Origin of the sequence: Fangia hongkongensis FSC776 = DSM 21703 (assembly GCF_000379445.1) — a bacterium.
GTDB classification, from domain to species: domain Bacteria; phylum Pseudomonadota; class Gammaproteobacteria; order Francisellales; family Francisellaceae; genus Fangia; species Fangia hongkongensis.
Genome location: NZ_KB902251.1, coordinates 52,153 through 76,501, shown reverse-complemented (window position 1 = coordinate 76,501; position 24,349 = coordinate 52,153). Strand labels below are relative to the sequence as shown.

Sequence of the window (24,349 nt, the reverse complement as noted above, 5' to 3'; positions counted from 1 at the left end):
ACCGCGATTTTTTAAAAGCATATTTAACAGTGATTTGTAACAATTATGTAACATATCTCTTGTAAGATGAGTTTTGTGGTTTTGACTAGATAACAATTACAAGGGGAATGTAATGATCACAAAATACAAGAAAGTTTTACTTGGGTGCATGGCTTTAGGCGCATGTATGCAGATTGCTCAGGCGGAGGTCAAAGCACCGGTGCATGTGGATGCGCTAAAACTCTATACAGAAGTGACCTCGCTTACCATGGCATTTAATGAAAAATATGGTAAAAAGTTTGCAATGCCTGTTAATGCCAAAGATGCTGTTGGTGTGATTCTCAAAAATTCAGATACCAAAGCATATATGGGCACAGAAAGTTATAATGATTATAAAAAAGACTCACAGTTTGCCAAAGATGCCCATGCAATGATGAGTGCCTTGGAAGTGCTATTATCGAAGTTCAAAGAGATTGGCTTTATTCAAGCAATTAAGGCTGAGGGCAAAACCCCCGCTATTATGTTTGACATTGATAATACTATTCAGCTCACCTCATTTGATGATGATTACTGGACAAAGTCCAAATTAAGTGACCCTGCTACTTCTGAGTTTATTAAGGAAGTATGCTTTAAAGATGGTGTCGAATGCTATTTCATTACAGCTAGAAGTTGTAATCACAATGAAGCTGTTGCAACTAAAAGCTGGCTACAAAAACACCTTGGGTTATCTAAAAGTCAAATTCAAAATTATGTATTTCTATCAGGATCTATTCCCGATAATGCTTGCAGTACAAAAGCAAATGAAAAAGTGGCGTATAAGGATGTACTAAGAGAAGCTTTAAGTGAAAAAAGGCAGGTGTATTGGTTGATGTCTATTGGGGATCAGATGACAGATTGGTTTGGCCCGCACTCTGGATTGAAAGTTTGGTATCCAAATCAAATGTTTGATAGCGCAATTGTTGGCAATAACCATAATGATCCGACAAAAATAACGCCACTTCAAAGTGTTGTTGCCCCTTCGAAAGCTTGTTATGCAAAGCTTCAAAATCATGTGCTTCAGGAAAGTACAATCCAATACTGTCAGGCATTTCCTGAGAATAAATATATCTCAATTCAGGCGTATTTTGACAATTGAATTATAATGGTTTGGTAAGATTGAATATTATGAAATCAAATACGAAGTTGTATATACCCGTATAGAGCATAAAAAAAGACAGAAACCCGATATCAAGCATAAGAGCTTGAAGAAAATTGATGTGAAGGAAGGCAGCAATGGTGGGAATGATAATGGTTGCAAGCGTTCCTTGAAATAATACTGTATGGACAGAGCGGCATAATAAAGTACGTTTTCTTCTATCTTTGTGCAGCTGTCTTTCCACATAATCAAATAAATAGTTATAGATAAAATTCCATAATGCGGCAAGTAATGAGGCTGTAACTGTCATAGATAACATATGTTCAAGAGATTCATTGAGGAGAGAGGAAATAAGGGGTGTTAAAATAAATAATGCTATGCTCTCATAGAAAAAGATATGTAAAAATCGCTGTTTTATAGACAATTTAACGTGGGGGTGGGTCATTTTGTGCATCCTTCAGATAGTGGTGTGTTTCATCCGTTTTATTGTAAAGAAAAGCAAAATGGAGTATATATAAAAAAGTGCAAAGTGATTTACAATAATGTAAATCAAGTGTGAAAAAAGGAGTAACATAATTAGATGAATAATGGTATATCCTTAGATGATTTAGGGCTTTTTTTCCTAGTAGCTGAGAAAGGCTCGTTTCTGCGCGCGTCTGCATATTCACAAGTTAGTCATGTAACGCTACAAAGACGAATTAGTGCGCTAGAGAGACAATTTGGGAAGAAGCTGTTTATTCGTACGACAACAGGTGTGATAAAGACAGAGTTTGCCTTGCAGTTGATGCTTGATGTGAGAAACCAATATAGCGCTATTAAAAAATCGTTAACACACGTTAATGTTAATTCAAAAGAAGAAGGGCTAGGTGGTAGTGTAATAAAAATATTAGCCTCGGCTGGAATGTCCTATTTTTTTCTTGAGCAACTCTATCCAAAAATACAAAAAAAGAATGAGGTGCAAATTTCGATTACCACGTATACAGCAAAACTGCTCGAGCTGAATGCCGATAGAATGAAAAGCTTTATTGATGAGTATGATTGCATTTTTATTGAGGGAGATTGTCAACATATCATATCGCAGTCGCATTGGAGTATTCTCAGTGCGAGATCGGGGGCTTTCCAGTTCTATGCGACAGAAGAATATTTAAAAAAACATGGTCAAGTTGATGTTCCTGAGGACTTAGAGCGGCATAATTGTCTCATACTAAATTCAGATAGCTCTGCATATATAGAGGTCTTTGAGGAGATGAAAAATAAAGGAGAACAAGAAAAGCACTTGGTTCATCTCAAGGGAAGTGTGACATCTGATGTTATTGAGCATTTGATGCTATTAACTTGTCATGGGATGGGGGTTGGGTTATTGCCAGATTTTTATGTTAACTCTAGCCTTAATACGCCACTGATAAGAGTGTTACCAAATTTTCATGCTCAACAATATCAGGTTTACTGTTTAAGAAATACATCTTCTAACTGTGCTAGTATGAATGTATTTGCACAGCAATTTCGGGAAATTTTAAAAGAAATCACATACTAAGGTCAGCTGGATTCTCGTTTAAATGTTGTAAAGTATTTATGATTGATAGCCCATGAGCGATAAAGCACATTGTAAGTGTTAACTGTTACGGCAGATAAACTTGACTGATAAAGGGTTTCATATGCTTTGGCTGAGTTAATTTCAGTGGGCCCAAGAAGCTCAACATTATATTTTCTGCACCATTTTCTAACGGTGGTGCTTTTAAAACCAAATTTGCTGGCAACATCTTCATAACTCAGCCCTTCGTCACAATACATTTGTAGGACCTCGTGTGTCGGTTTGCCATATTTTCGCTGCAAGATTATTTCAAAACTTTGTGAATACTGATTAGCCATAGTGATACCCCCCTTGCCAATGTCGTGATTCATGTTGTAAATTTTAAACACATAAGATCATTAATAGCGCACTTTGTAACTTGGTGCAAGTGTTGGGGGTGTTTTTACAATCTTTTACATTTCATACACTTCTGCTATGAGCACTTATTTAAAAGTGAAGCGACGCCGAGTATCCCGGCATGATTTTGGCAGCATGCTGGTAAAATGGGTGTGTGTTCATAGCCGCTTAAAACCCTTTGTGCAAAGTTTGTTTGAATTTGTGGGAAGAGCATTTTCTCTTCTGAAATGGCGCCGCCAAGAATGATCGCATCTGGTGCGAATATATGGGCTAAAGAGACAAGACCGGCGCCAAGTTCATGGATATATTGATTTAATATTTTGACTGCTGGGGTGTGATTATTTTTGATGCAGTGCAATAAGTCGATATGATTGAGTGTAGTATCATTCATTGCAGATTGATAATTTCGTATGAGTGCTGAGCTTGAGGCAAACCCCTCCCATGCCCCTGGAATAAGCGGGTTTGTAGTATCTTGGCTTTGTGTGATCATATAACCAATCTCACCGGCGCGATTATTTCTCCCTCGATAGAGTGAGCCATTAATAATAATTGCCCCACCAATGCTTGTGCCAAGGGTTAAAAAAACAATGTTTTGGTGGTTTTTCCCCTCGCCTTGCCATAGCTCGCCTAAGGCGGCAGCATTAACATCATTTTCAAGGATGACAGGTAGTTTTGTATCACAGGAAAGCTTTTCAGCTAAAGGGTAGTCGATTAGAGCCTTAACATAATTTGAACCAGAGGAGATGAGTTGTCTTTCAAGATCAACAACACCGTGACTCGAAATGCCAATGCCTCTAATTTCATGTGTTATCGATAGCTCGTTATATAGTGCAAGAAATCGCTGATAGATTAAATCACCATCTGTTATTTTACCTGTTGGCATCTTGTTGGAAAGTTTAATATCGCCATGGCTTGTTACAATGCCATATTTTATATTGGTGCCGCCAAGATCAAAACATAAATAGTCTTTCAATGTGAAGTGCAAATAGCTTATTGTGGTTAAAGCTTAGTATCTGGCGTTTTGCTGTAAAGCTCAATTGTGATATGCGAAATTGTATAAAACAGAAACAATCGCATTGAAATTATGGGCTAAATCGGGTAGAATAGCGCCACCTTTTAGGACGGTATTTGAGATATGTGCTTGCAACTAGCGAGTCTACCAGTGAATATCTTAAACCGATGTATAACCAAACACTGGGTGAAAAAGAATTGGAAACAATACAAATGACAGAAAATTTTAAGGAACTATTTGAAGCCTCGTTAAAGCAAACTGAAATGCGTGTGGGCAAAATCATTAAAGCAAATGTTGTTGCGATTGATCGTGAGTTTGCTTGGATTGATGCTGGGCTTAAATCTGAGTCTATCGTCCCGCTTGATCAGTTTAGAGATGACAGTGGCCAAGTTGCCGTTGCTGTTGGAGATGAGGTGGATGTAGTCCTTGATGCTTTAGATAATAGCTTCGGGGAAACACGCTTATCACGTGAGAAGGCAAAACGTATAGAAGTTTGGAATGCCTTGGAAAGTGCATGTGATAATCAAGATACAGTATTAGGACGCATCACAAATCACGTTCGTGGTGGTTACACAGTTGAAGTTAAAGGCTTGCGTGCATTCTTACCAGGTTCTTTGGTAGATGTTCGTCCACTTCGCGATGTGTCTCACTTAGAAGATAAAGATATTGAGCTTAAGATTGTTAAATTAGACACTAAGCGCAACAATATCGTTGTATCACGTCGTGCTGTTATTGAAGCTGAAACACAAGAAGATCGTGAAGCATTATTTGAGAAGTTGAGTGAAGGTGCAGTGGTTAAAGGTATTGTTAAAAATATCACAGACTTCGGTGCGTTTATTGACCTTGGTGGTGTTGATGGTCTATTACACATTACTGATATGTCTTGGAGCCGCATTAAGCATCCAAGTGATATGCTTGCATTAGGTGATGAGATTGATGTGAAAGTTATCAAATTTGATAATGAAAAAGGTCGTATCTCTCTTGGTATTAAGCAGTTGGGTGAAGATCCATGGTCAAATGTTGCTGAAGAACTTGCTATCGGCACAAAGCTTATGGGTAAAATCACGAATATTACTGATTATGGTTGCTTTGTTAAGCTTAAAGAAGGTATTGAAGGTTTGGTTCACACTTCTGAAATGGATTGGACAAACAAAAATGCCAACCCACATAAGTTGGTGACTTTAGGTCAAGAAGTTGAAGTGATGGTTCTAGAAGTAGATGCTTCTCGTCACCGTATTTCTCTTGGTATGAAGCAATGTAAAGTAAACCCTTGGCAAGCATTTGCTGATGCGCATAAACCTGGTGATAAGGTTCAAGGTAAAATCCGTTCAATCACAGACTTTGGTATCTTTATTGGATTGGAAGGTAACATCGATGGTCTAGTGCATATTTCTGATGCTGCTTGGAGCAAACCTGAAGATGTTGTTAAGCAGTTCAAGAAAGGTGAAGATGTTGAAGCAGTTATGCTTTCTGTCGATATTGAGCGTGAGCGTATCGCACTTGGTATCAAACAGCTTTCTGAAGACCCATTCACACAATTTACTGCTGCCAATGAGAAAGGCGCTAAAGTAAAAGGTGTTGTAACTTCGGTACAACAAAATGGTGCTACTGTTGAGTTGGCACCTGAAGTTGAAGCCTTTATTCGTGTGGCAGATATTTCTCGTGAACACGTTGAAGATGCACGCCATGAGCTTAAAGTAGGTCAGGAGCTTGAGGCGCGTGTTAGCAACATTGATACAAAACGTCGTAGCATCAATCTTTCTATTAAAGCACTTGATGAAGATGTTGAAAAATCAGCGAAGTCTAACTATAAGGCAGAGCAAATGGCACCAACAACAATTGGTGATCTTATTAAAGAGAAACTAAACAAGTAAATTGAGTTTACTTATTTAACTATCTTTATAATATAAAACAAAAACTGAAGCGGCGTTTATGTCGCTTTTTTTTGCCTTCAATTTATGGGGTTGGACTTTTTATTTAGTCAGAAATAAGAAAGTTTACAAATCATAAACAGTGGTTTTTATTTTACCTCTCATTTTCCCATTAAAAATGTGATTAAATAGTGATCGTCAATAACAACCTGTATCATGTCAATTATGTAACAATACAGCTTGATTTCAATATATTGCTATATATTAAAACTTGGGGAAATTCGATATAGCATATTTGCATGATTGAACTAAAATCATGCCGAAAAAGTTGTTATTTAATCACATCAATAAAAGTAGAATGGGGATTCTTATAGATGTCTTATACTGATAACGCTAATGATGTTATTAATATTTCTGAGGTGCTTGGGGTTCTGTGGAAATATAAGGTATTGATTATTATATCAATGCTTGTCTTTGGTGCGACATTTGTATTTTATGCAAAGTTTGTTCGTACCAGTGCGGTTACAGCAAAAATGACCTTGGCGGTAAAAACAGATAATCAAAGTGAAATTGATGCTATTACGAATAGTCTTAAAAACAATAGTGTAGCGGTTAATACAATGGATAAGTCAGTTGCGAATCAAATTCAGGTGCTAAAATCCAATACCGTGCTTGGAGAGGTTGTGAAAAAATTGCAATTAGACAATGTTGTCAGTGCTCATTATTTCCCTGTTATAGGGCGTCATATTGCCAATAGTTATCAAGCAGGAAATTATCAAGATATCCCTAATAGTGCACCTTTAGGCTTGGATCATTATAACTGGGGTGGAGCAAAAGTTAATATTATACAGTTTGAAGTAGGGCCTGCATGGGTTGGCAAACGCTTTGAGCTTGAATATCTTGGCAATGATCGCTATATGATTCAAGATAATGGAAGAACAGTGTTAACGGCGAAGCTCGGCGAGAATGCAGGCTTTTTTAAAGATAAGTATCAATATTTACACCTTAATATTAAGTCAATCAATGCCAATGCTGGTGCTATGTTTAACTTGCAAAAGGCATCATTAAACGAGGCAATTAATCAGCTGCAAGGTGGACTTTCAGTATCCAGTGTAGATAAAAATAGCGATTTTCTGTCTTTAAGCTATCGTGCAGCAACAGCAAAAGAGGCGTTAATCATACTGCAAAACATTGCGCAAAGCGCCATTCATTTTAGCCTTGTAGAGCAGCAAAAGCAGGCATCAAAGATTTTAACGTTTTTACTTGGGCAATTACCCATTACAAAAAGAGCGCTAGAAACAGCGCAAAAAAAATATAATGCATATCAAAAAGAAAGTGGGAATATCTCTTTTTCAGATAGCAGCAAGCTCTTGTTGCAGCGCTTAAATCAAACAGATATTAACATTGCTAATATGCAATTAAAGATTGAGCAATTAGAGCAGGTGTTTACTAAAACAAACCCTGAGCTATTACAGCTTCAATCAACGCTTAAAGAGATGAAATCACTCAGAAATCATCTGCAAACGGAGGTGAAAAACCTGCCAGATACGCAAAAAAATGCGATTCAATTGCAGCGTGATGTTGATGTGCAAACCAAAATTTATCAAAACATTCAGGAGTTGATTCAAAATTATACGGTACTTAAAGCTGGGGCGCTGCCAAAACTACAGATCATCGATGTCCCTTTTATTGTGCAGTCACACAAAAAACCAACGACTCTTTTTTTGGCGCTGGGTTTGTTTTTAGGTGCATTTTTAGCCTCTGGGATATTGTTTGTTTGGCGTTTTATTTTCCATGGAATAAACACATTTGAAGAAGTAGAGCAGCTATTGGGGCTGAAAAATCTAGCAGTTTTACCTCTGGCAAAACCAATAAAAAGGAAGTATTGGAAACTCCCTTCATTGAAATTTGGCTATGGCAAAAATTTAAAGGCGATAGCCGTTAAGAACATGAAAAAAGAGAGCTTCAAGGCTTTGGCCTTACAGATAGTCCATCAGTTAAAAGCGCAAAAAAATAAAGTCATTACAATCTCTGGTCCTACTTCAGGTGTTGGGAAATCATTTATTGCTGCAAATGTTGCCAAAGCATTATCACAAAAAGAAATGAAGGTTTTGCTGATTGATGGCGATAGTAAAACAGGCGGTATTGCAAATTACTTTGAAAAAAATAATTTAAAGAAAAGTTGTGATAATGCTAGCAAAATTGATGTTTATCAGACAAACTATAAGTGCTTAGATTATATTCCTTCAGAGGTGATTGCTGAAAGTGAATATCTACTCAAAGAAGGACTCTTTGAGAAATGGATGGAAGAGCTTTCTTTGTTATATGATGTGATTATAATCGATACACCAGCCATTCTTGCAGTGAATGATGCAATAGAAATAATGCAATCTGCTGTGATGAATATGCTTGTGTTGGCAGAAGGTAAACATAGTCCTAAACAGGTGCAATATACTATGGCAAAGCTTTCACTAGTGGGAGTGAAAGTAGAGGGGTTTATTTTTAATATGGCAACAAATGTCCGTAGTTATTTTGATAAGGGGTATAAATATGTTTAGTGTGAAATCATATATTCTTTTGAAAGGTTGTGATAAAGTCAATGAAGTGGCGGATGTTAGGGTGTGTGTATTCCGTCGCGTGGTAGTATAGAAAAAGATCGTTATAGTTCCCCCCCAGTGTATTGGGCAGCACTTCGATCAATGCTCCTTGATCAAGCTCTTTCTTAACCTCAAAGAGAGATGTCATGACAACCCCCATGTGGCATTTTGCTAGCTCAATACACGCCAAAGCGCTGTTCGATTCAATATGTGCTTTGAGTTTTATTTCCTCTGAATTTGTAATGATATGCTGTTCCTTGTTTGCATCAAGTAATGCGCTTTGTGCAATAAAATGATGATTGTGAAGATCCTCCAATTTTCGTGGAATGGGATGTGTTTGAAAGTAACTGACTGAACCACAAAAAATCATTGGTGATTGTGTCAGGCGTTTTCGTTTCCAATTTTCAGGTGCGTTGATGTGTCCGGCAAGTGCAAAGACAATATCATTAGCTTCTAGTGCTTTTGGTGCATTGCTGTCAATAAAAGTAAAGTTTAAGTTTATATTAGGATAAATCTGTGAAAACTTTTCAAGATGAGGGAAAAGGTACTCTGTTGCAGCCTTATAATGACTGATGATATTAAGGATTCCTTGAGGGGAGTGCCTTAGGCTTTTTGCAAATGAGCTGATGAGATTCTTTTGCTCAAGTAATTTAAGTGTATGTTTGAGTATATATTCAGCTTCATAAGTGAGCATCAGCTTGTTTTTATGGCGCTTAAATAGCGTTAGGTTGAGCTCCTGTTCAAGAAACTTAACTTGTTGGCTAACATGGCCTTTTGATACTTTCAGCACTTGTGCTGTTTCAGTAATGCTTTGGTACTTTGCAACCAATGCAAAGATTTCAAGGGTGTTTAATTTCATCCATGATTTCCTGTTATGAGCTTATTCAAAATAATAGAAAGATGGCAAAATGCTTTGTCATGGATGTCATTATAACGCAGTAATGTCATAAAGTCAGAAACACTGAAAAATGCGTTATAGAGCAGCAGCATTGAGCTATGAATATAAAACAAAAAATCTTGAGGCTATGGTAAAAATATCAACAGTAGATTGATGCTGAGCATAGAATCAATTAAGCTAGGCGCAAAATGTTGTTTTGTTGAGATTATGAGTATTTTAATTGTTGATAGTTTATCTGTTCCGATTGTCAGAGAAAAAGACTATGTCGATTTATGGCGCTATCGAAATGATATTATACAGAAGCAACCAGGTTGGCTATCTAGCAGGCTTGGTAGGCGTGTGATTGATGATAAAACTATTGAGCTTGTCATTGTAATTGAGTGGTATTCAAAACAGCATTTCAACCAAGCATTTAGAACTGCTATTAACGATGAGGGATTTTTAGAGAAACTCGAAACATGCTTTGGTGTGAATAAAGACTTGGCGCTTAACATGATAAAAATGAAACAAAAATCAACAGTGATCTATGAAAGGATTGATTAGTAAGGGTTTTATTTTACATAAAGCCAATTGAATCAAGATTCATTTCAATTCCATTTTTGCGCGCCTGCTTTAACCAATACTGTGATTTAAACATATCAACCTGTGTGCCGACGCCATTTTTATACATATAGGCAAGATAAATCTGCGCTTCTGGGTAGTTATTAAGCGCAGCTTTTTGTATCCAGTAAAAGCCAATAGTTGCATCGGCATGTACACCAATGCCCTGAAAATACATGATCCCAAGTTTAAATTGTGCTTCAGCGTAACCCGTGGCAGCAGAGTATTGAATATAATCTACCGCGCGATTTAAATCTTTACTATTAGATGCATTTTGTGAAAAAACAATTCCTGCAGCATAAGCTTGCTTGGGGGTTAATTCATTTGCAGGAGGGGTGTTTGCAGGTTCGCAATTATTGCCGCTACAATTTTGTGCATTAGTTGTGCTTTGTGTATTTGCTTGGTGAGTGGTTTGATCTTTTATACCTTGATCACTAGGAGGTGTTTTGTGAGCGGTGACAGAAATGCCGACAGATACGATAATGATAGCAATAATAATGAGAAAATACGGCAAGAATTTTGATCTCATAGGCTAATGCGCTCACTGTTCTCTGTAACGGTATCTCGTTATTATGCCTTGTTATGTAGGTACTCACAAGCAAATAACGTATTTTGCAATAAAGTTGCAATAGTCATAGGGCCAACGCCACCTGGCACAGGGGTGATGTATTTTGCTTTTTTGACGGCACTATCAAAATCAACATCCCCGGAAAGGCTGCCGTCATCTAGGCGATTAATGCCAACATCGATTACTGTTGCGCCTTCTTTTAACCATTCCCCTTGGATAAATTTTGCTTTTCCTACCGCAGCAACAACAATATCTGCTCTTTTAAGATGTGAAGGCAAATCATCTGTAAATCTATGGCAGGTGGTCACAGTTGCCCCTGCAAGCAGTAGCTCCATTAACATGGGTCTGCCAACAATATTAGAAGCACCAACAATAACAGCATGTTTTCCTTTAAATGTTTCCTTTGTAGATTCCAGTAGTGTCATGATGCCTTTTGGTGTGCAAGGGCGAAGTAGTGGGTTTCTCTGCATGAGTTTGCCAATGTTATAAGGATGGAATCCATCGACATCTTTGTGTGGAACGATTGCCTCAAGAACACGGTCACTATCAATGTGTGAAGGCAAAGGCAATTGAACCAAGATGCCATCAACTGCATCATCATGGTTTAACTTGTCAATTAAGTTAAAAAGTGTCTCGTTGCTGACACTTGCATCTAAATCATAGTCATATGAAATAAAGCCAACTTCTTTACAAGCTTTTCTTTTGTTTTGCACATAGATTTTAGAGGCGGGATTCTCGCCAACGATGATCACAGCAAGCCCGGGGATTCTAAGGCCTTTTTGTTCTCTTTTATCTACTTTTTGTTTAATATCCATGCGGATATCTTTTGCGATAGCTTTGCCATCGATGATTTTACTCATATTTGCAATCCTTGATTTGTTTCCTCTGCTTCAGGAGTGTAATAATTATCAGGTGTTTCTAATGACACACGTCCCAAGCGACCATGTCGACAGTCTTGAATGATTTTCTCAGCTATGTGATGGATGTTTTGTTGTCCAATATGATCACCAATTTGAAGGAACATTGTCTCTACATCCTCTTGAGTGCTTTCATCAAAACTAACTTGGTAGCGCTTTTGTAACACACCAGGATAGTAGGTGTTTAAGTATTCAATAAGATAGTATGCTGTGGAGGGGTAATCCATTGCGGTGTCACGTATTGAACCAATCACCCCAAGCTTAAACCCCGCGGCCTCATCTTTTGGGCTTGGAAACATGATTCCCGGTGTATCGCTTAGATAGAAATGTTTTTCAATTTCTATTTTTTGCTGTTGTTTGGTAACGGCAGGTTCGTTGCCTGTTTTGGCAATTTTGCGTTTTGCCAGCGTATTAATGAGTGTTGATTTGCCAACATTAGGCACCCCAAAAATAATTGCGCGAATTGGCTTTAAAACAGTACCGCGATTAGGTAGTGACTTTTTACAAAGTTGGATGATTTTTTGGGCGCTTTTTTTATCTTTAATGATATCAAGCGCTAATGCTTTACCATGATAAAATTGAAGCCAGCTTTTCGTAATACTTGGGTCAGCGAAATCAGTCTTTGACAGTATTTTAATAATAGGCTTTCCCTCAGCAACCTCTTGTAAAGTTGGGTTTGCGCTTGCCTCAGGTGCACGGGCATCAACGACCTCAATCGCAATATCAATCTTGGGCATGATTTTTTTAAGCTCTTTTGTCGCTTTGTGCATATGCCCTGGAAACCAGTGAATCATCTCGTTTAATATGGCCGTAACAGTGTTTTTATATACTGCTTATTGTACCTGAATGATATTTTATTTCGATGTAAAAGTTTTGCTATTTCACTTTAAGACAATACCAAACAAAATTGGTAAACTAACGAAAAAGCTTGCTAGTGGTGCACAAATGGTAACGAAGACATTGATGAGAGAAGAAGCGCTGGAAGCGCCAAAAAAAGTGGCAGTACAGCTACAAAAAAATGCACCGTTATGGGGTGATATTGCTAAGGCGCTAAGTGCAAAGAAAGTGAATTTTGCAGCGACAATTGCTCGTGGGAGTTCAGATCATGCAGCCACCTTTGCTAAGTATTTAATCGAGACGCATTTGGGTCTGGTGACAGCCTCTATTGCCCCATCGGTATACTCTGTGTATCAAAGTCCATTAAAAACAGATAATGCTTTGTTTTTAGGCATTTCACAATCAGGGAAAAGCCCTGATTTAGTTGAATCTTTTAAACGTGCAAGTGCTCAGGCAACGAAGATAGCACTTGTCAATGTTGAAAACTCACCGTTAGCTCATGCGGCAGATTTTGTCATTCCCTTGTTAGCAGGAGAAGAAAAAGCTGTTGCGGCAACGAAAAGTTATATTGCTGCACTCACTGGTATTGCACAATTTACTGCTATTTATACAAAAGACAAAGCGCTTAACGAGGCGCTTGAAAAGTTGCCTGAGTATCTAGAAAAAGCAAGTAGCCTTGATTGGTCATATGCCATTGGTGCATTAGAAGAGGCAAAAGATGCGTATGTGATTGCAAGAGGGTATGGTTATGCGATCGCGCAAGAGGCGGCACTTAAGTTTAAAGAAACGTCATGTTTGCATTCAGAGCCTTTTAGTAGCGCTGAGGTATTGCATGGCCCCTTTGCGCTCATCAAAAACAATTTCCCAGCCCTAGTATTTGCACAAAATGATCAAAGTGCTAAAGGGAGCATTGAAGTTGCTGAAAAAATGGCAAAACTGGGTGCCAATGTGATGTTTGCAATGCCGGGAAGTAAAGCGATAAATGTTTCACACAATTTGCCTGTTACAGCAAGTTTGCACCCCTTACTTGATCCTATTTTACTCATTCAGAGTTTCTATCTTATGGCTTCTGAGCTTGCAGTAACGCGCGGGTTTAATCCAGATCAGCCAGATAATTTAAATAAAGTTACCGAGACAGTGTAATGAATAGTTATTTAATCACAGGGGCGAGCATTTGTAGTGCGACAAATATGGCTGAGGCGGATGTGGCAGTCGAGGATAATATGATTGTTGCCATAGGTGATGTAAGGAAACAATATAAACACCTGCCTGTGTTTGAGTTTAATGCCTCTGATAAGCTACTTCCTGGTTTTATTGACACACATATTCATGGTTCAGATGGTGCTGATGTGATGGATGGTGATATTGAAGCATTGAATACTATTGGGTGTTCTTTAAGAAAGCAGGGGGTGAGTGGTTTTCTGGCCACAACGATGACGCAAAGTGACGAGAGTATCTCAAAAGCATTACATGCTGTTAGGCAGTATGTTGACGCTGATTGTGGTTTTGATAAGAGCAAAAAGGGCGCTGAAATTTTAGGGGTACATTTAGAGGGACCTTTTATTTCACCCAACAAAATTGGTGCGCAAAATCCAAATTATCTTCAGGAGATTTCCTTTGAAAAGCTTGAGAAATGGCAATCCATCTCTCAAGGGGCGCTTAAGAAGGTAACTTTTGCTCCTGAAATTGCCGGTGCAATTGAGCTTGTGAAATGGTGTACTAAAAGGCGTATTATAAGCTCAATTGGACATACGAACTGCACTGCCTCACAGGCGCAAACAATGCTCGATCTAGGGGCTTCTCAAGCAACCCATTTATTTAATGCAATGAGCGGAATACATCACAGAAACCCTGGCGCGGCAACGGCGCTTTTAGCCAGCAAAAAGGTGCTAGCAGAGCTAATTGTTGATCGCGTGCATCTTGCTGATGAGACAGTGAAAATGGTTTATGAGATCAAGGGGCAAGATAATATCCTTTTGATTACAGATGCCATGTCAGCTCAAGCCAAAGGAGAGGGTATTTTTGATTTGGGCGGGCAGAAGGTAGTGGTTAAAGGCAATGAGGCTCGCCTTGAAAATGGCACGCTGGCAGGTAGTGTCTTAACGATGAATAAAGCCTTGGAAAATATGCATCTTATTAGTAAGTGTTCTTTCTCTGAGCTGGTTAAAATGACAAGTACTAATGCAGCGCATTCTCTGGGGCTTACAGATCGAGGTGATATTCAAGTCGGTATGCGGGCAGATTTGGTTGTCTTAGGTCATGACTATCAAATTAAAAAATGTTTTTTTAGATAAACAGTTGAATCAGCTCATTTAAGTACTGTTTGCCAAATGCCGTTGGCGCTATTTTATGATCCGTAATGTCAAGCAATCCTTTTTTTTGAGCATTATTTAGTGTTGTGCGAATCGTTTCAATTGAAAGACCTGTAGCGCTTTCAAATAACCTTGGGTCAAAACCGCCATATAGGCGAAGTGTGTTGAGCATAAACTCGTATGGAAGCTCCTTCGGGTGAATAGCTTCGCTATGAAAAGGAAATGTCTTTTCTTTTAAATATAAACTTGGGTGTTTGCGTTTTCGATGCCTTGTGATAAGGGATTGATCAGGGTGTGTTATCTTTCCATGAGCGCCAGCACCAATGCCGATATAATCGCCAAAGCGCCAGTAATTTAAGTTATGCTGAGACTGGGTGTTTTCAGTTTTGCTGTAGGCTGACACTTCGTATTGATCAAAACCATGTTGCAGCAGGAGCGCTTTTCCCTGTTGCTCAATGTTATATAAGTTATCTTCATCCGGCAAAGATGGTGGGCGGACAAAAAAGGCAGTATTTGGTTCAATGGTTAACTGATACCAAGAGATATGTGTAGGTTTAAGATCGATAGCAGATTGTAAATCAAAAAGTGCATCACTAACGCTTTGATTGGGTAAACCATGCATGATGTCAATGTTAAAGTTATCAAACTTTGCGCTTTTCAATGAGTCAACCGCTTGGAAGATTTGCTTACTATCATGAATTCGGCCAAGGGATTTTAATTTATCATTTTGAAAGCTCTGCACGCCCAATGAAATACGATTAATGCCCATTTTATAATAATCACTAAATAAGCCATGTTCAATAGTACCTGGATTTGCCTCTAAAGTGATTTCAGCATCTCTGGCAATAAGATTATTGGTAAAGAGATAATTAAATATACGCTCAAGCGCATCTGTTGGAAATAAAGATGGAGTGCCACCGCCGACAAAAACAGACTGAAATACTCTGCCTTGCATGTCTTTCTGATGGCTTTTTAAATCTGTGATTAATGTTTTAGCATACTCAGTTGCCGGCATATTTTGAGTGAGTTTATGTGAGTTAAAGTCACAATAAGGGCATTTTCGTACACACCATGGGATATGAATATATAAAGATAAAGGCGGTAACTTCAACATGTTACTTAGCAGGTTTTCCTATACGAATAATTAATACATCACAGTGCGCGCGTTGCAATACGCCATTGGCTGTTGATCCAATGAACCGCTCAACACCATATCTACCATGACTACCAATGACAATAATGTCACAGTTTAGCTCTTCGGCAAGTTTGACAATTTTGCGCTTTGGTGAACCATGCAGCAGGTGAAAGTCTGCCTCCAAGTTAATTTGCGCCTCAAGTGCTTTTAAATGTTTCATATTCTCCTCTTCAAGGTAATCTTCCAAATCAGAGATGGAAGGGACGCCTGAAGCCATGTAATAAGGGATGTGAGGCAGAACGTTAATAACACTTAATTTTGCATCATTACGCTTAGCAAGTGCCACTGCCTGTTCAATAACAGGTTGATTGTCAGAGTGTAAGTCAGTTGCCAGCAAAATATGTTTATAGTTTTTCATCTTTAATTTCCTCCTTTGCATTTGGCCTTATTTTAAGTAAGTTTGCTATTAAAAGATACCGAAAAGTGCATCATAGCAATCATAAGCGATATTTTCTGCACGAATCACTTTGCAGTCATTTTTATGGAAGTGGTATATTAATGATTGGTTTTATTCCATTAAAAGGTTTTGATATGTCAGAGTATATTCTAACCCTAGATCAAGGGACAACAAGCTCACGAGCAATTATCTTTAATAAAAAAGGCCAGATCGTACAAATGGCGCAGCAGGAATTTCAGCAAATTTACCCAAAGCCTGCTTGGGTTGAACATGATCCAATGGAGATTTTCTCTTCTCAGGCATCCGTTGCGGCAAGTGCAATCAGCAAAGCTGGTATTAATGGCCGCAATATTGCCGCGATTGGTATTACTAATCAAAGAGAAACAACCATTGTGTGGGACAGAAAAACAGGTGAGCCATTATACAATGCAATTGTCTGGCAAGATCGCAGAACCGCAGAGTACTGTAATAGTCTAAAAGAGAAATACAGTGGACTTATTCAACAGAAAACAGGACTTGTTTTGGATGCCTATTTTAGTGCATCGAAAATTAAATGGATTTTGGATAATGTTGACGGTGCTAGAGAGCGAGCTAAACGAGGTGAGTTATGTTTTGGCACGGTTGATAGCTGGCTTATGGCGAAATTTACCAACCTGCGATTGCATGCAACGGATGTTTCTAACGCAAGTCGGACAATGCTTTTTAATATACATACACAAAGCTGGGATGATGATTTGTTAGCACTTTTTGATATTCCCAAATCAATGTTGCCAGAGGTGAAAGCATCAAGTGAAATTTACTCACAAACCGCAACAACTTTATTTGCTTCCAAAATTCCTATCGCCGGTGTGGCAGGGGATCAGCAAGCGGCACTTTTTGGTCAGATGTGTACAGAGCCTGGGATGCTGAAAACAACTTATGGAACCGGTTGTTTTATGGTGATGAATACAGGGGAAAGCCCTGCAATGTCACAAAATAATCTTCTAACTACGATTGCTTGGAAAATAGGGAATAAAACAACTTATGCGCTTGAAGGCAGTGTGTTTATGGGCGGGGCAACGATTCAGTGGTTAAGAGATGAGCTTGGCATTATCTCAGATGCCTCCCAGAGCGAATCACTTGCTCAGTCAGTGAAAGATAATGGTGATGTTTATATGGTGCCAGCCATGGTTGGCTTGGGTGCGCCTTATTGGGATCAATCAGCCAGAGGGTGTATTGTTGGTTTAACCCGCGGAAGCTCAAGAGCACACATTGTACGTGCTGCACTAGAGAGCATTGCCTATCAAGTAGGTGATATTGTCGCGGCTAAAATTGCAGATACGGGTATTCATGTCAATGAGATGCGTGTTGATGGTGGAGCGGTTGCCAATAACTTTTTGATGCAGTATCAAGCGGATATTTTAAATGCAAAGGTTATTCGACCTCAAGTGTTGGAGACAACAGCGCTTGGTGCAGCGTACTTGGCAGGATTAGCAGTTGGATATTGGGATGATCTAGATTCAATTAAGGCGCTTTGGCAAGCAGAGAGAGAATTTAATGCAGATATGTCTGAGGATATACGATTAGCCTATAGTAAAAAATGGCATCAGGCCGTGGAAAGAGCAAAAGGATGGAGTGAATAAAAATGCAGATAATTAAGTACCAGCAAGGCATTATGGATGTAATTCCAAGATCAGCAATTTATTTATTGTTTTCGCTGAATGAAAAGAAAAAAGGGCATTTGAAAGAAACCTTGATGTCACTTCAAAAGCTCGTTGATGGTCAAGAAGCAGTTCTTGGGCTCGGTGAGAAAGTGATGAAAGAGGCAACAAACTCAACTTATGAAGTCTATACACCAGAAGGAAAAGAAGAAAAACTCTCGCCAAAAGGAGATTGTGACCTTGCGCTTTGGCTAAGAGATGAGGATGAAGGTGTGCTTTTGCATAAAGCGCGCCAGTATGTACAAGTGTTAAGCGCAGCCTTTGAGGTGATGGATATTGTCAGAGGATGTACTTATCTGGCAAGAAAGGAGGAGGATGATTTTGTGAATCATGATCTTTCTGGCTTTGTTGATGGTACGGCAAATCCAAAAGGAGAGGAAAGATTAGCGACAGCTATTGTGCAAACAGGGGATGATAAACTTGTTGGAAGCAGCTTTTGGGCGCTACAGAAATGGCGACATAACTTCAACTGGCTGGATAAAGCCTCACAGCAAGCTAAAGAGGAAATTATTGGCAGAAGCTTAACTGATAATCATGAGTTTGAGCATAAAGCAGCCTTTTCACATATTGAAAGGACGGAGCAGGAGAGCTTTGATCCAGAGGCATTTATGTGGCGAAAATCAATGCCATGGTATAATGATGCGCTGGAAGGTGGTTTGATGTTTTCTTGCTTTGCAACGAGTTTTCGTGCTTTTAAAGTACAGTTGAATCGGATGTGTGGCAATGAAGATGGTATTGTGGATGGTTTGTTTCGCTTTTCTAAAATTCATTACACAACCTTCTTATGGTGTCCACCCTTTGTGAAGGGAAAGCTTGATTTGTCAAGTTTAAATCTGTCCTAATGGAGATCAGTTTTCTCTCAGGCACTTTTATTTTTGCCATGGTCTTCTTTGCAGGCTTTGTTGATTGTGTTGCAGGCGGCGGCGGTATGATCACCATTCCAACTTACTTAGGAGCAGGCGTGCCACCTAATTTGGTGTTAGGAACAAATAAAATGGTGGCTTCAGTTGGGACTTTAACTGCTGTAATGCGGCTTGTGCGTTCGGTAAAAGTTTATTGGCGCAATATTCTTTTAGGCATTTTCTTTGCTTTTTTGGATCACTTTTGGGGGCGAAATTAAGCGCTTATCTTAGTCATAATACTATGACGATTTTACTTATTATTGTGATCCCTACAATATTGATTATTGGACTTTTTAAAAGCTATCGAGAGCAAAGTGAATATACACTGAATGGTTGTTTTTTTGTCAAACTTGCGCTGATAAGTTTTATTATTGGTGGTTATGATGGTTTTTTTGGGCCGGGGACTGGAACATTTTTATTTCTGGCATTTATGTATTTGTTATCAATGTCAGCAAAAGAGTCTGTCACTAATGCTAAAATTATCAATTTTGTCGCTAATTTTAGTGCATTGCTGTATTTCTTATTTGCTGGAAGAATTGACTGGAATATTGTTTTAATTGCGCTTCCAGCCTCAATATTGGGCTATCAGCTTGGCGCGCATTTTGTGCTTAAGGCTGACCTTAGATGGGTGAAAAAAGTAGTCACAGTCGTGCTAATTGGGCTTATGGTGAAGCTTGTTTTTTTGAGTTAATACTTATTTCATAAAAACTTGTCTTTATGCCTTGACAGTCAGACTAAAGCGCTCTAGAATGCATCCTGTTTTCGGAGCAATGCTCCACCTAGGCAGATACAGTTTTTGTGTCCCCATCGTCTAGAGGCCTAGGACATCGCCCTTTCACGGCGGTAACAGGGGTTCGAATCCCCTTGGGGACGCCAAGCATTGAAGGTCGCAATTTTGCGGCCTTTTTTGTTTCTGATGTTTTAATTTGATTCAGTATAACCCTGTCATATCTTATGATGCAGTCATGACGATTTAATGATACCTTTGTCTTCATAAAGCTAATTAATATGCATTATAACAATGCGCTTTATTTTATTAGTGGGAAGGTTGGCAGAAGCGCTATCGATATCAATAACAGGTTATATTTGTTTTATTATTTACAAAATATGGACTTATCAATAGTTTTAATCTTGTGTTTAGTGATGTTTACACTCAAGTTTTGTATATTTTTTATAAAAATGTAATTTATTTTAAATTTTTTATTGTGACCATGCTGGACATGCTTTGGGATCGTCGGCATGATGAGCGTGCTCTTGTGATAAGGGCGTGGGAAATCAATAAAAGATGATGGAGTATAAGATCATTATGAAAAAGAAAATTATCCTTGGTTTGGCAGGTTTATTAATCTCGAGTTCAGCATTTGCAGGATTTCAATTGATTAGTAATGTAAGTTCAATTAATGCAAAAACAACTGTCGTTAGCTGTGGGGGAGGGAATCCAATTCCAGCGATCTTCAATCAAAATGTTCAGTGGGGTGTGGTCAAAATGATTTTTCTGGGTGGGAAATCTTCTGCAACCTGTACATTTACATATACCCCGAGTAATACAGTGATTGGTACAGGAATGCTGACTATTGCAAATGATTTACATTCTGGAACTGTAACAAATATCACATCAGGAGCAAACTATAAGGTTGATGTTTCTGGTAACGGCACTGAAAATGTTAATTTGACATTAAGCAGTAAATAAAAGAGCTAACGCTTAGGCTTGAGTATGCTCTGGAAAAACTAAGGAAATCTGCTTCAAGGATGAAGTACAAAACAAACTTATATATGTTATAGCTATATTTTTTGTGGTTATAGCAAGCGGGAGCTTTTAAAGAAAGGGAGGGGAATGTGCGTAATTTACTTGCGTTTGGTTTAATGGTGGTTGGCTATGGCACATGCTTTGCAAGTGCCTATCAAATTTTTGAGCAAGATGCTGCAAGCCTTGGGACAAATCATGCAGGCTCTGCAGCTGCTGCCAATGATGCATCAACTGAGTGGTATAATCCTGCGGGGATGACAGAGTTAAAGCAACAACAGCTAAGTGTGGGCGGAGAAATGGTTTATACCAGAATTATGTATTCAGGGACACAAACCACAGGATATATTTCACCTATAACTCCATCATCACCTTTTACTGTTAATGGTGGAGGCTGGACACCTGTGCCGAATATTCACTACGTTCTTCCCGTTAACAACTGGGCATTTGGTATTGGTGTTGTAGCACCTTTTGGTGCTGAGACAAATTATGGGGATGGAACACAGCTGAAATATACTGGAACAAAAACCCAGCTTCAAGCAATAGATATCACCCCTGCAATCGCTTTTAAACCATGGCAGTTCTTATCTTTAGGTATTGGTGCGGATATCGCTTATGTCACAGGTGAATTCGATAATGTAGCAACAATGAGTGGGAGTGCTTTTGATTCAACTTCCACCAATAAAGGCCATGACGTTACCTATGGGTATCATGCTGGATTTTTAATTAATTTTAATAAGAATAATCGTTTTGGTTTGGCGTACCACTCTAAGATGGTTGCAAATTTGCATGGGACTAGTGACTTAGGAGACCCTATGGGAACCTTTGTAACGTCAAGCCACAGTGATTCCTTTGAGACACAAATTATTTTACCCGCATGGTGGAATGCCAGCTATTACTTTCAAGCAACACAAAAGTTAGCATTAATGGCTTCTGTTATGTATACCGAATGGGATGCTGTTGGTGATATTACGCTGAAAAATGTTGTGGGAGTAAACTCCTCATTAATCAGCGTTGATATTCCTCAAAACTATAGCAATACTTGGAATTTTTCGCTAGGGTCGAGTTATTGGTTAACTCATAGTTTGAAACTGAAATTAGGATTTGGCTATGATATGACACCTACAAATGATCAAGATAGGAATATACAGGTGCCAGATCAAAATAGGTGGATTATATCAACTGGAATTGAGTATCAGTTGTTAAAGTCGCTTTCTATCGCTTTAAGTTATGCGCATTTCTTTGTGCAGAACGCGAGCATTAATAATACAGTTAAAATTAATGGCGTAGACCAAACAACAAATGGTACAGTGGAGTCCTCAGCAGACCTAATTGGCTTGCAGCTAAAATGGAATTTATAAGCTAGCTGAAAAGTGTTAATGATCTCAAATATTCTCGGTACTTTACATCTTTCTATTGAAGAGTAGATGGTTTTTTCTGTGGCAGTCATAGACTAAATGAACTTAATTTGTTACGTTGTTAGTTGTTTCAAGGAAAGGAGAAATTAAATTGATTAAGGACAACGTTATGAATAAGTCACTTGCTATTATTGGACTTTCGGTACTTACTATGGGCGTTTCGTTTGCAATGCCAGAAGCGGTTCCTGTAACAAAGCCGATTATACTAACAGCGAATCTCTCTGTGCCGCAAGAAGCTTCACAAACAAGTGTGAAAACACCTGCAGTCGCTCGTGGTACAAGCTCTTATTTGTTTAACCCCAAGACAAGAGAGTTAGATTTCACAATCGATTATGCAGGCTTAAGTAGTGCTCCTTTTATGGCGCACTTTCACTTAGGTTCAGCGACAACCAATGGACCGATTTTGCAAACTATTTTTGGTAAGCCAGATAAGCCTGCTATGCCTTTGATTAAGGACTCTCAAAAGCAAGACTATGGTGTGCTCACAGGGAAATGGATTGTACCTAAAGATGAAGTTCAAGATCTACTGCACGGTAGAATTTATGTAAACCTTCATACGAAATTGAATCCTGGCGGTGAAATTAGAGGACAACTTTTGCCGGCTTAATTCTATTTCTTTAATATGGCACCAATGGATGCCAAGCGCTTTTTCAAGCTTGGATGTGTTGAGAACATATCTTCCATGTTGCCTGCTGCAAATTTTGCACTTGCTGGATCATATAAATAAGAAGCACGGCGCATGCGCTCATTTGCCGTTTGCTTATAGCTTTGAGCGGTTTGTGGCTCAGCATGATTTTCACTTATTTTTATTAAGGCATTGGCCATAGGTCTATTATCACGCATTAACTCAACAGCGCCAGCATCAGCCATATATTCACGTGTGCGAGATAAAAAGAGCATTAACATTGAGGTGATGATAGGCAAGATAAAGCGTAAGATCATGACAACCATGAAAATAATCGCCATAACATTATTGCCATTGTTATTATCACGCCTGTTTGAGCGATTACCGCCAAATAATAGTGACCAAAATAAAAACTCAATCATAAACATCAGCATATTGGATAGTACAATTGTGAACAAATTAAGCTTGATATCTTGGTTGCGGATATGGGTTAGCTCATGCGCCATAACAGCTTGTAGCTCTTCTCGGTTGAGCTTTTGCGCCAATGCTCTTGTTACAGCGACCATTGAGGACTTTTCAGAAAAACCAGATGCAAAGGCATTCATATAATTCGCTTCAATAATATACACTTTGGGTATAAAAGGCATATTCGCGGCAATTTTCATCTCCTCTGTCACATTGTAGATTCTCTGACAAAGTGGATCGGGATCGCCGGGGTGGATTTCATGGTACTCGGTGCCAGCGAGCATGATTTTGTCATAATAGCTGAACGTGACAAGCAGCCAAATAAGGGCAATGGCACTTGAAATAATCGTTGCCCAAGGCACAATTTTAAGTGTGATAAGTGCACAAAATACAGCAGAAAATGGAATCGTGTAATTTGGATAATAGCTTGTGATTTGTGTGTAGCGCCAAATAACATCAATTAAAAGGCCAAGCGCAAAGAAGATAATTAAAAAAAGTGCGATGACAATGTAGGATTTACGTGTGTTTTTGCGAACAACTTCACGCCAATCCATGCTTTGTATATCAAGCATCTATAATTCCTTTATAACTCTACGCGTGTATTTTCAAGCTCTGCACGCTTCTCATCACTGCCAACATTCCAGTAGATAAATTCTTTATCAAGCTTTGATTTGAACATATTAACAACAATGCCTGCAATCATGGATTTTTTGTGCGCATTATATTTTTCTATTCCATCATTAAAAGCCTGTTTAGAGAACGCAAGCTTATTTTCGGTGGAGGTGATTTCCTCTTGTAATTGCAGTACATTTTGATTGGCTTTTAAATCAGGATAATTTTCAAATTGCACATTAAGGCTGCCGGCAATTTTAGAGATCTCATTTTCAGCGGCCATACGGGTTTGTACATCACCCTCAGATTTAGCATTATTCGCCTGTGTTCGAAGATCAGTGACATCTTTAAGGACGGTTTTCTCATAATCCATATACTTTCTAACGGTATTGATCAATGAGTCAAAGACTTTGGCGCGGCGATCAAGTTGCACATCAATCTGGCGCTCAGAGTTATCTACAGCCTCAATTTCAGCAATAAGACTATTATATGTTTTAATCACATACGCGATGATGATGACAACGATCACGATAATAATGATTAGTGTGATCATAAAGGTATTCCCCGTTGGTTTACTAATAGACACATATCAATTTGCCACGGATGATGCTGGCATTCAAGCATATTGTCATTCATAA

Annotated in this window: 23 protein-coding genes, 1 tRNA gene and 1 pseudogene; 14 read left to right on the top strand and 11 right to left on the bottom strand. The window is 38.7% G+C overall.

Annotated elements, in window-relative coordinates; translation table 11 throughout:
- The first annotated feature begins 112 nt into the window (after positions 1–112).
- Positions 113–1,114, top strand: a complete 1,002-nt coding sequence (locus A37Q_RS0106520) for an HAD family hydrolase (RefSeq protein ID WP_018299480.1) — start codon at positions 113–115, stop codon at positions 1,112–1,114.
- A 1-nt stretch (position 1,115) separates the two neighbouring features.
- Here A37Q_RS0106520 and A37Q_RS0106515 read toward each other — a convergent pair whose 3' ends face one another.
- Positions 1,116–1,559, bottom strand: coding sequence for a PACE efflux transporter (locus tag A37Q_RS0106515; protein WP_169710245.1), 444 nt, complete (start codon positions 1,557–1,559; stop codon positions 1,116–1,118).
- Positions 1,560–1,694: 135 nt separating this feature from the next.
- Here A37Q_RS0106515 and A37Q_RS0106510 point away from each other — a divergent pair, with 135 nt between their 5' ends.
- Positions 1,695–2,648, top strand: a complete 954-nt coding sequence (locus tag A37Q_RS0106510) for a LysR family transcriptional regulator (protein WP_018299478.1) — start codon at positions 1,695–1,697, stop codon at positions 2,646–2,648.
- A 2-nt stretch (positions 2,649–2,650) separates the two neighbouring features.
- Here the strand turns inward: A37Q_RS0106510 and A37Q_RS15840 are convergent, their stop codons facing one another.
- Together A37Q_RS15840 and A37Q_RS0106500 are read right to left on the bottom strand one after the other, a co-directional pair.
- A complete protein-coding gene (locus A37Q_RS15840; protein WP_018299477.1) occupies positions 2,651–2,983 on the bottom strand; it encodes a helix-turn-helix domain-containing protein in 333 nt (110 codons plus the stop codon).
- Positions 2,984–3,117: 134 nt separating this feature from the next.
- The gene (locus A37Q_RS0106500; RefSeq protein WP_018299476.1) at positions 3,118–4,014 is read right to left on the bottom strand and encodes an ROK family protein; all 897 of its coding nucleotides are present in this window, start codon (positions 4,012–4,014) and stop codon (positions 3,118–3,120) included.
- 251 nt (positions 4,015–4,265) lie between these two features.
- On the opposite strand from A37Q_RS0106500, the gene rpsA reads away from it, so the two are divergent.
- Positions 4,266–5,927: a 30S ribosomal protein S1 gene (rpsA, locus tag A37Q_RS0106495; RefSeq protein ID WP_026196566.1), complete on the top strand. Its 1,662-nt coding sequence runs from the start codon at positions 4,266–4,268 to the stop codon at positions 5,925–5,927.
- A gap of 371 nt (positions 5,928–6,298) precedes the next feature.
- On the top strand, positions 6,299–8,482 hold the full coding sequence (locus A37Q_RS0106490; RefSeq protein WP_018299474.1) for a GNVR domain-containing protein: 2,184 nt from the start codon (positions 6,299–6,301) through the stop codon (positions 8,480–8,482).
- Between the two features lie 7 nt (positions 8,483–8,489).
- Here A37Q_RS0106490 and A37Q_RS0106485 read toward each other — a convergent pair whose 3' ends face one another.
- Positions 8,490–9,380 (bottom strand): LysR family transcriptional regulator, encoded by an 891-nt coding sequence (locus A37Q_RS0106485; protein WP_018299473.1) that lies wholly within the window; start codon positions 9,378–9,380, stop codon positions 8,490–8,492.
- Positions 9,381–9,572: 192 nt separating this feature from the next.
- Between A37Q_RS0106485 and A37Q_RS0106480 the strand changes: the two genes are divergently transcribed.
- Entirely contained in the window at positions 9,573–9,962 is a 390-nt protein-coding gene (locus tag A37Q_RS0106480) for an antibiotic biosynthesis monooxygenase (RefSeq protein WP_018299472.1), read from the top strand.
- Positions 9,963–9,975: 13 nt separating this feature from the next.
- On the opposite strand, the gene A37Q_RS15835 is transcribed toward A37Q_RS0106480, so the two are convergent.
- The 3 genes from A37Q_RS15835 to ylqF are packed head-to-tail and all read right to left on the bottom strand — an operon-like array spanning position 9,976 to position 12,298.
- Positions 9,976–10,548 carry a tetratricopeptide repeat protein gene (locus A37Q_RS15835; protein ID WP_026196565.1) on the bottom strand — a complete coding sequence of 191 codons (573 nt, stop codon included), beginning with the start codon at positions 10,546–10,548 and terminating at the stop codon, positions 9,976–9,978.
- A gap of 41 nt (positions 10,549–10,589) precedes the next feature.
- On the bottom strand, positions 10,590–11,447 hold the full coding sequence (gene folD / locus A37Q_RS0106470) for a bifunctional methylenetetrahydrofolate dehydrogenase/methenyltetrahydrofolate cyclohydrolase FolD (RefSeq protein WP_018299470.1): 858 nt from the start codon (positions 11,445–11,447) through the stop codon (positions 10,590–10,592).
- A complete protein-coding gene (ylqF, locus tag A37Q_RS0106465) occupies positions 11,444–12,298 on the bottom strand; it encodes a ribosome biogenesis GTPase YlqF (protein ID WP_018299469.1) in 855 nt (284 codons plus the stop codon). Before ylqF ends, folD begins: the two co-directional genes overlap by 4 nt.
- A 151-nt stretch (positions 12,299–12,449) precedes the next feature.
- Between ylqF and A37Q_RS0106460 the strand changes: the two genes are divergently transcribed.
- Positions 12,450–13,484: an SIS domain-containing protein gene (locus tag A37Q_RS0106460; RefSeq protein ID WP_026196564.1), complete on the top strand. Its 1,035-nt coding sequence runs from the start codon at positions 12,450–12,452 to the stop codon at positions 13,482–13,484.
- Complete coding sequence (gene nagA, locus A37Q_RS0106455; RefSeq protein WP_018299467.1) at positions 13,484–14,635, top strand: N-acetylglucosamine-6-phosphate deacetylase; 1,152 nt, start codon at positions 13,484–13,486, stop codon at positions 14,633–14,635. Before A37Q_RS0106460 ends, nagA begins: the two co-directional genes overlap by 1 nt.
- On the opposite strand, the gene hemW is transcribed toward nagA, so the two are convergent.
- Both hemW and A37Q_RS0106445 read right to left on the bottom strand, forming a co-directional pair.
- Entirely contained in the window at positions 14,628–15,767 is a 1,140-nt protein-coding gene (gene hemW / locus A37Q_RS0106450) for a radical SAM family heme chaperone HemW (RefSeq protein WP_018299466.1), read from the bottom strand. The two genes, nagA and hemW, sit on opposite strands and share 8 nt — an antisense overlap.
- Position 15,768: 1 nt before the next feature.
- Entirely contained in the window at positions 15,769–16,206 is a 438-nt protein-coding gene (locus tag A37Q_RS0106445; RefSeq protein WP_018299465.1) for a universal stress protein, read from the bottom strand.
- Positions 16,207–16,346: 140 nt separating this feature from the next.
- Here A37Q_RS0106445 and glpK point away from each other — a divergent pair, with 140 nt between their 5' ends.
- The 7 genes and pseudogenes from glpK to A37Q_RS14810 all read left to right on the top strand — a co-directional run bounded on the left by glpK (position 16,347) and on the right by A37Q_RS14810 (position 22,616).
- Entirely contained in the window at positions 16,347–17,867 is a 1,521-nt protein-coding gene (gene glpK / locus A37Q_RS0106440; protein ID WP_420805987.1) for a glycerol kinase GlpK, read from the top strand.
- Positions 17,868–17,869: 2 nt separating this feature from the next.
- The gene (locus tag A37Q_RS0106435) at positions 17,870–18,787 is read left to right on the top strand and encodes a Dyp-type peroxidase (protein WP_018299463.1); all 918 of its coding nucleotides are present in this window, start codon (positions 17,870–17,872) and stop codon (positions 18,785–18,787) included.
- A pseudogene (locus A37Q_RS0106425) lies at positions 18,787–19,538 on the top strand (sulfite exporter TauE/SafE family protein). Before A37Q_RS0106435 ends, A37Q_RS0106425 begins: the two are co-directional and overlap by 1 nt.
- A 109-nt stretch (positions 19,539–19,647) precedes the next feature.
- Positions 19,648–19,723, top strand: a tRNA-Glu gene (locus tag A37Q_RS0106420).
- Positions 19,724–20,153: 430 nt separating this feature from the next.
- The gene (locus tag A37Q_RS0106415; RefSeq protein ID WP_018299460.1) at positions 20,154–20,537 is read left to right on the top strand and encodes a hypothetical protein; all 384 of its coding nucleotides are present in this window, start codon (positions 20,154–20,156) and stop codon (positions 20,535–20,537) included.
- Positions 20,538–20,683: 146 nt separating this feature from the next.
- Complete coding sequence (locus A37Q_RS0106410; RefSeq protein WP_026196562.1) at positions 20,684–21,952, top strand: OmpP1/FadL family transporter; 1,269 nt, start codon at positions 20,684–20,686, stop codon at positions 21,950–21,952.
- 166 nt (positions 21,953–22,118) lie between these two features.
- Positions 22,119–22,616 (top strand): CHRD domain-containing protein, encoded by a 498-nt coding sequence (locus A37Q_RS14810; protein ID WP_018299458.1) that lies wholly within the window; start codon positions 22,119–22,121, stop codon positions 22,614–22,616.
- A 2-nt stretch (positions 22,617–22,618) separates the two neighbouring features.
- Here the strand turns inward: A37Q_RS14810 and htpX are convergent, their stop codons facing one another.
- Together htpX and A37Q_RS0106395 are read right to left on the bottom strand one after the other, a co-directional pair.
- Entirely contained in the window at positions 22,619–23,671 is a 1,053-nt protein-coding gene (htpX, locus tag A37Q_RS0106400) for a zinc metalloprotease HtpX (protein ID WP_018299457.1), read from the bottom strand.
- Between the two features lie 11 nt (positions 23,672–23,682).
- The gene (locus A37Q_RS0106395; protein ID WP_018299456.1) at positions 23,683–24,264 is read right to left on the bottom strand and encodes a LemA family protein; all 582 of its coding nucleotides are present in this window, start codon (positions 24,262–24,264) and stop codon (positions 23,683–23,685) included.
- Between the last annotated feature and the right edge of the window lie 85 nt (positions 24,265–24,349).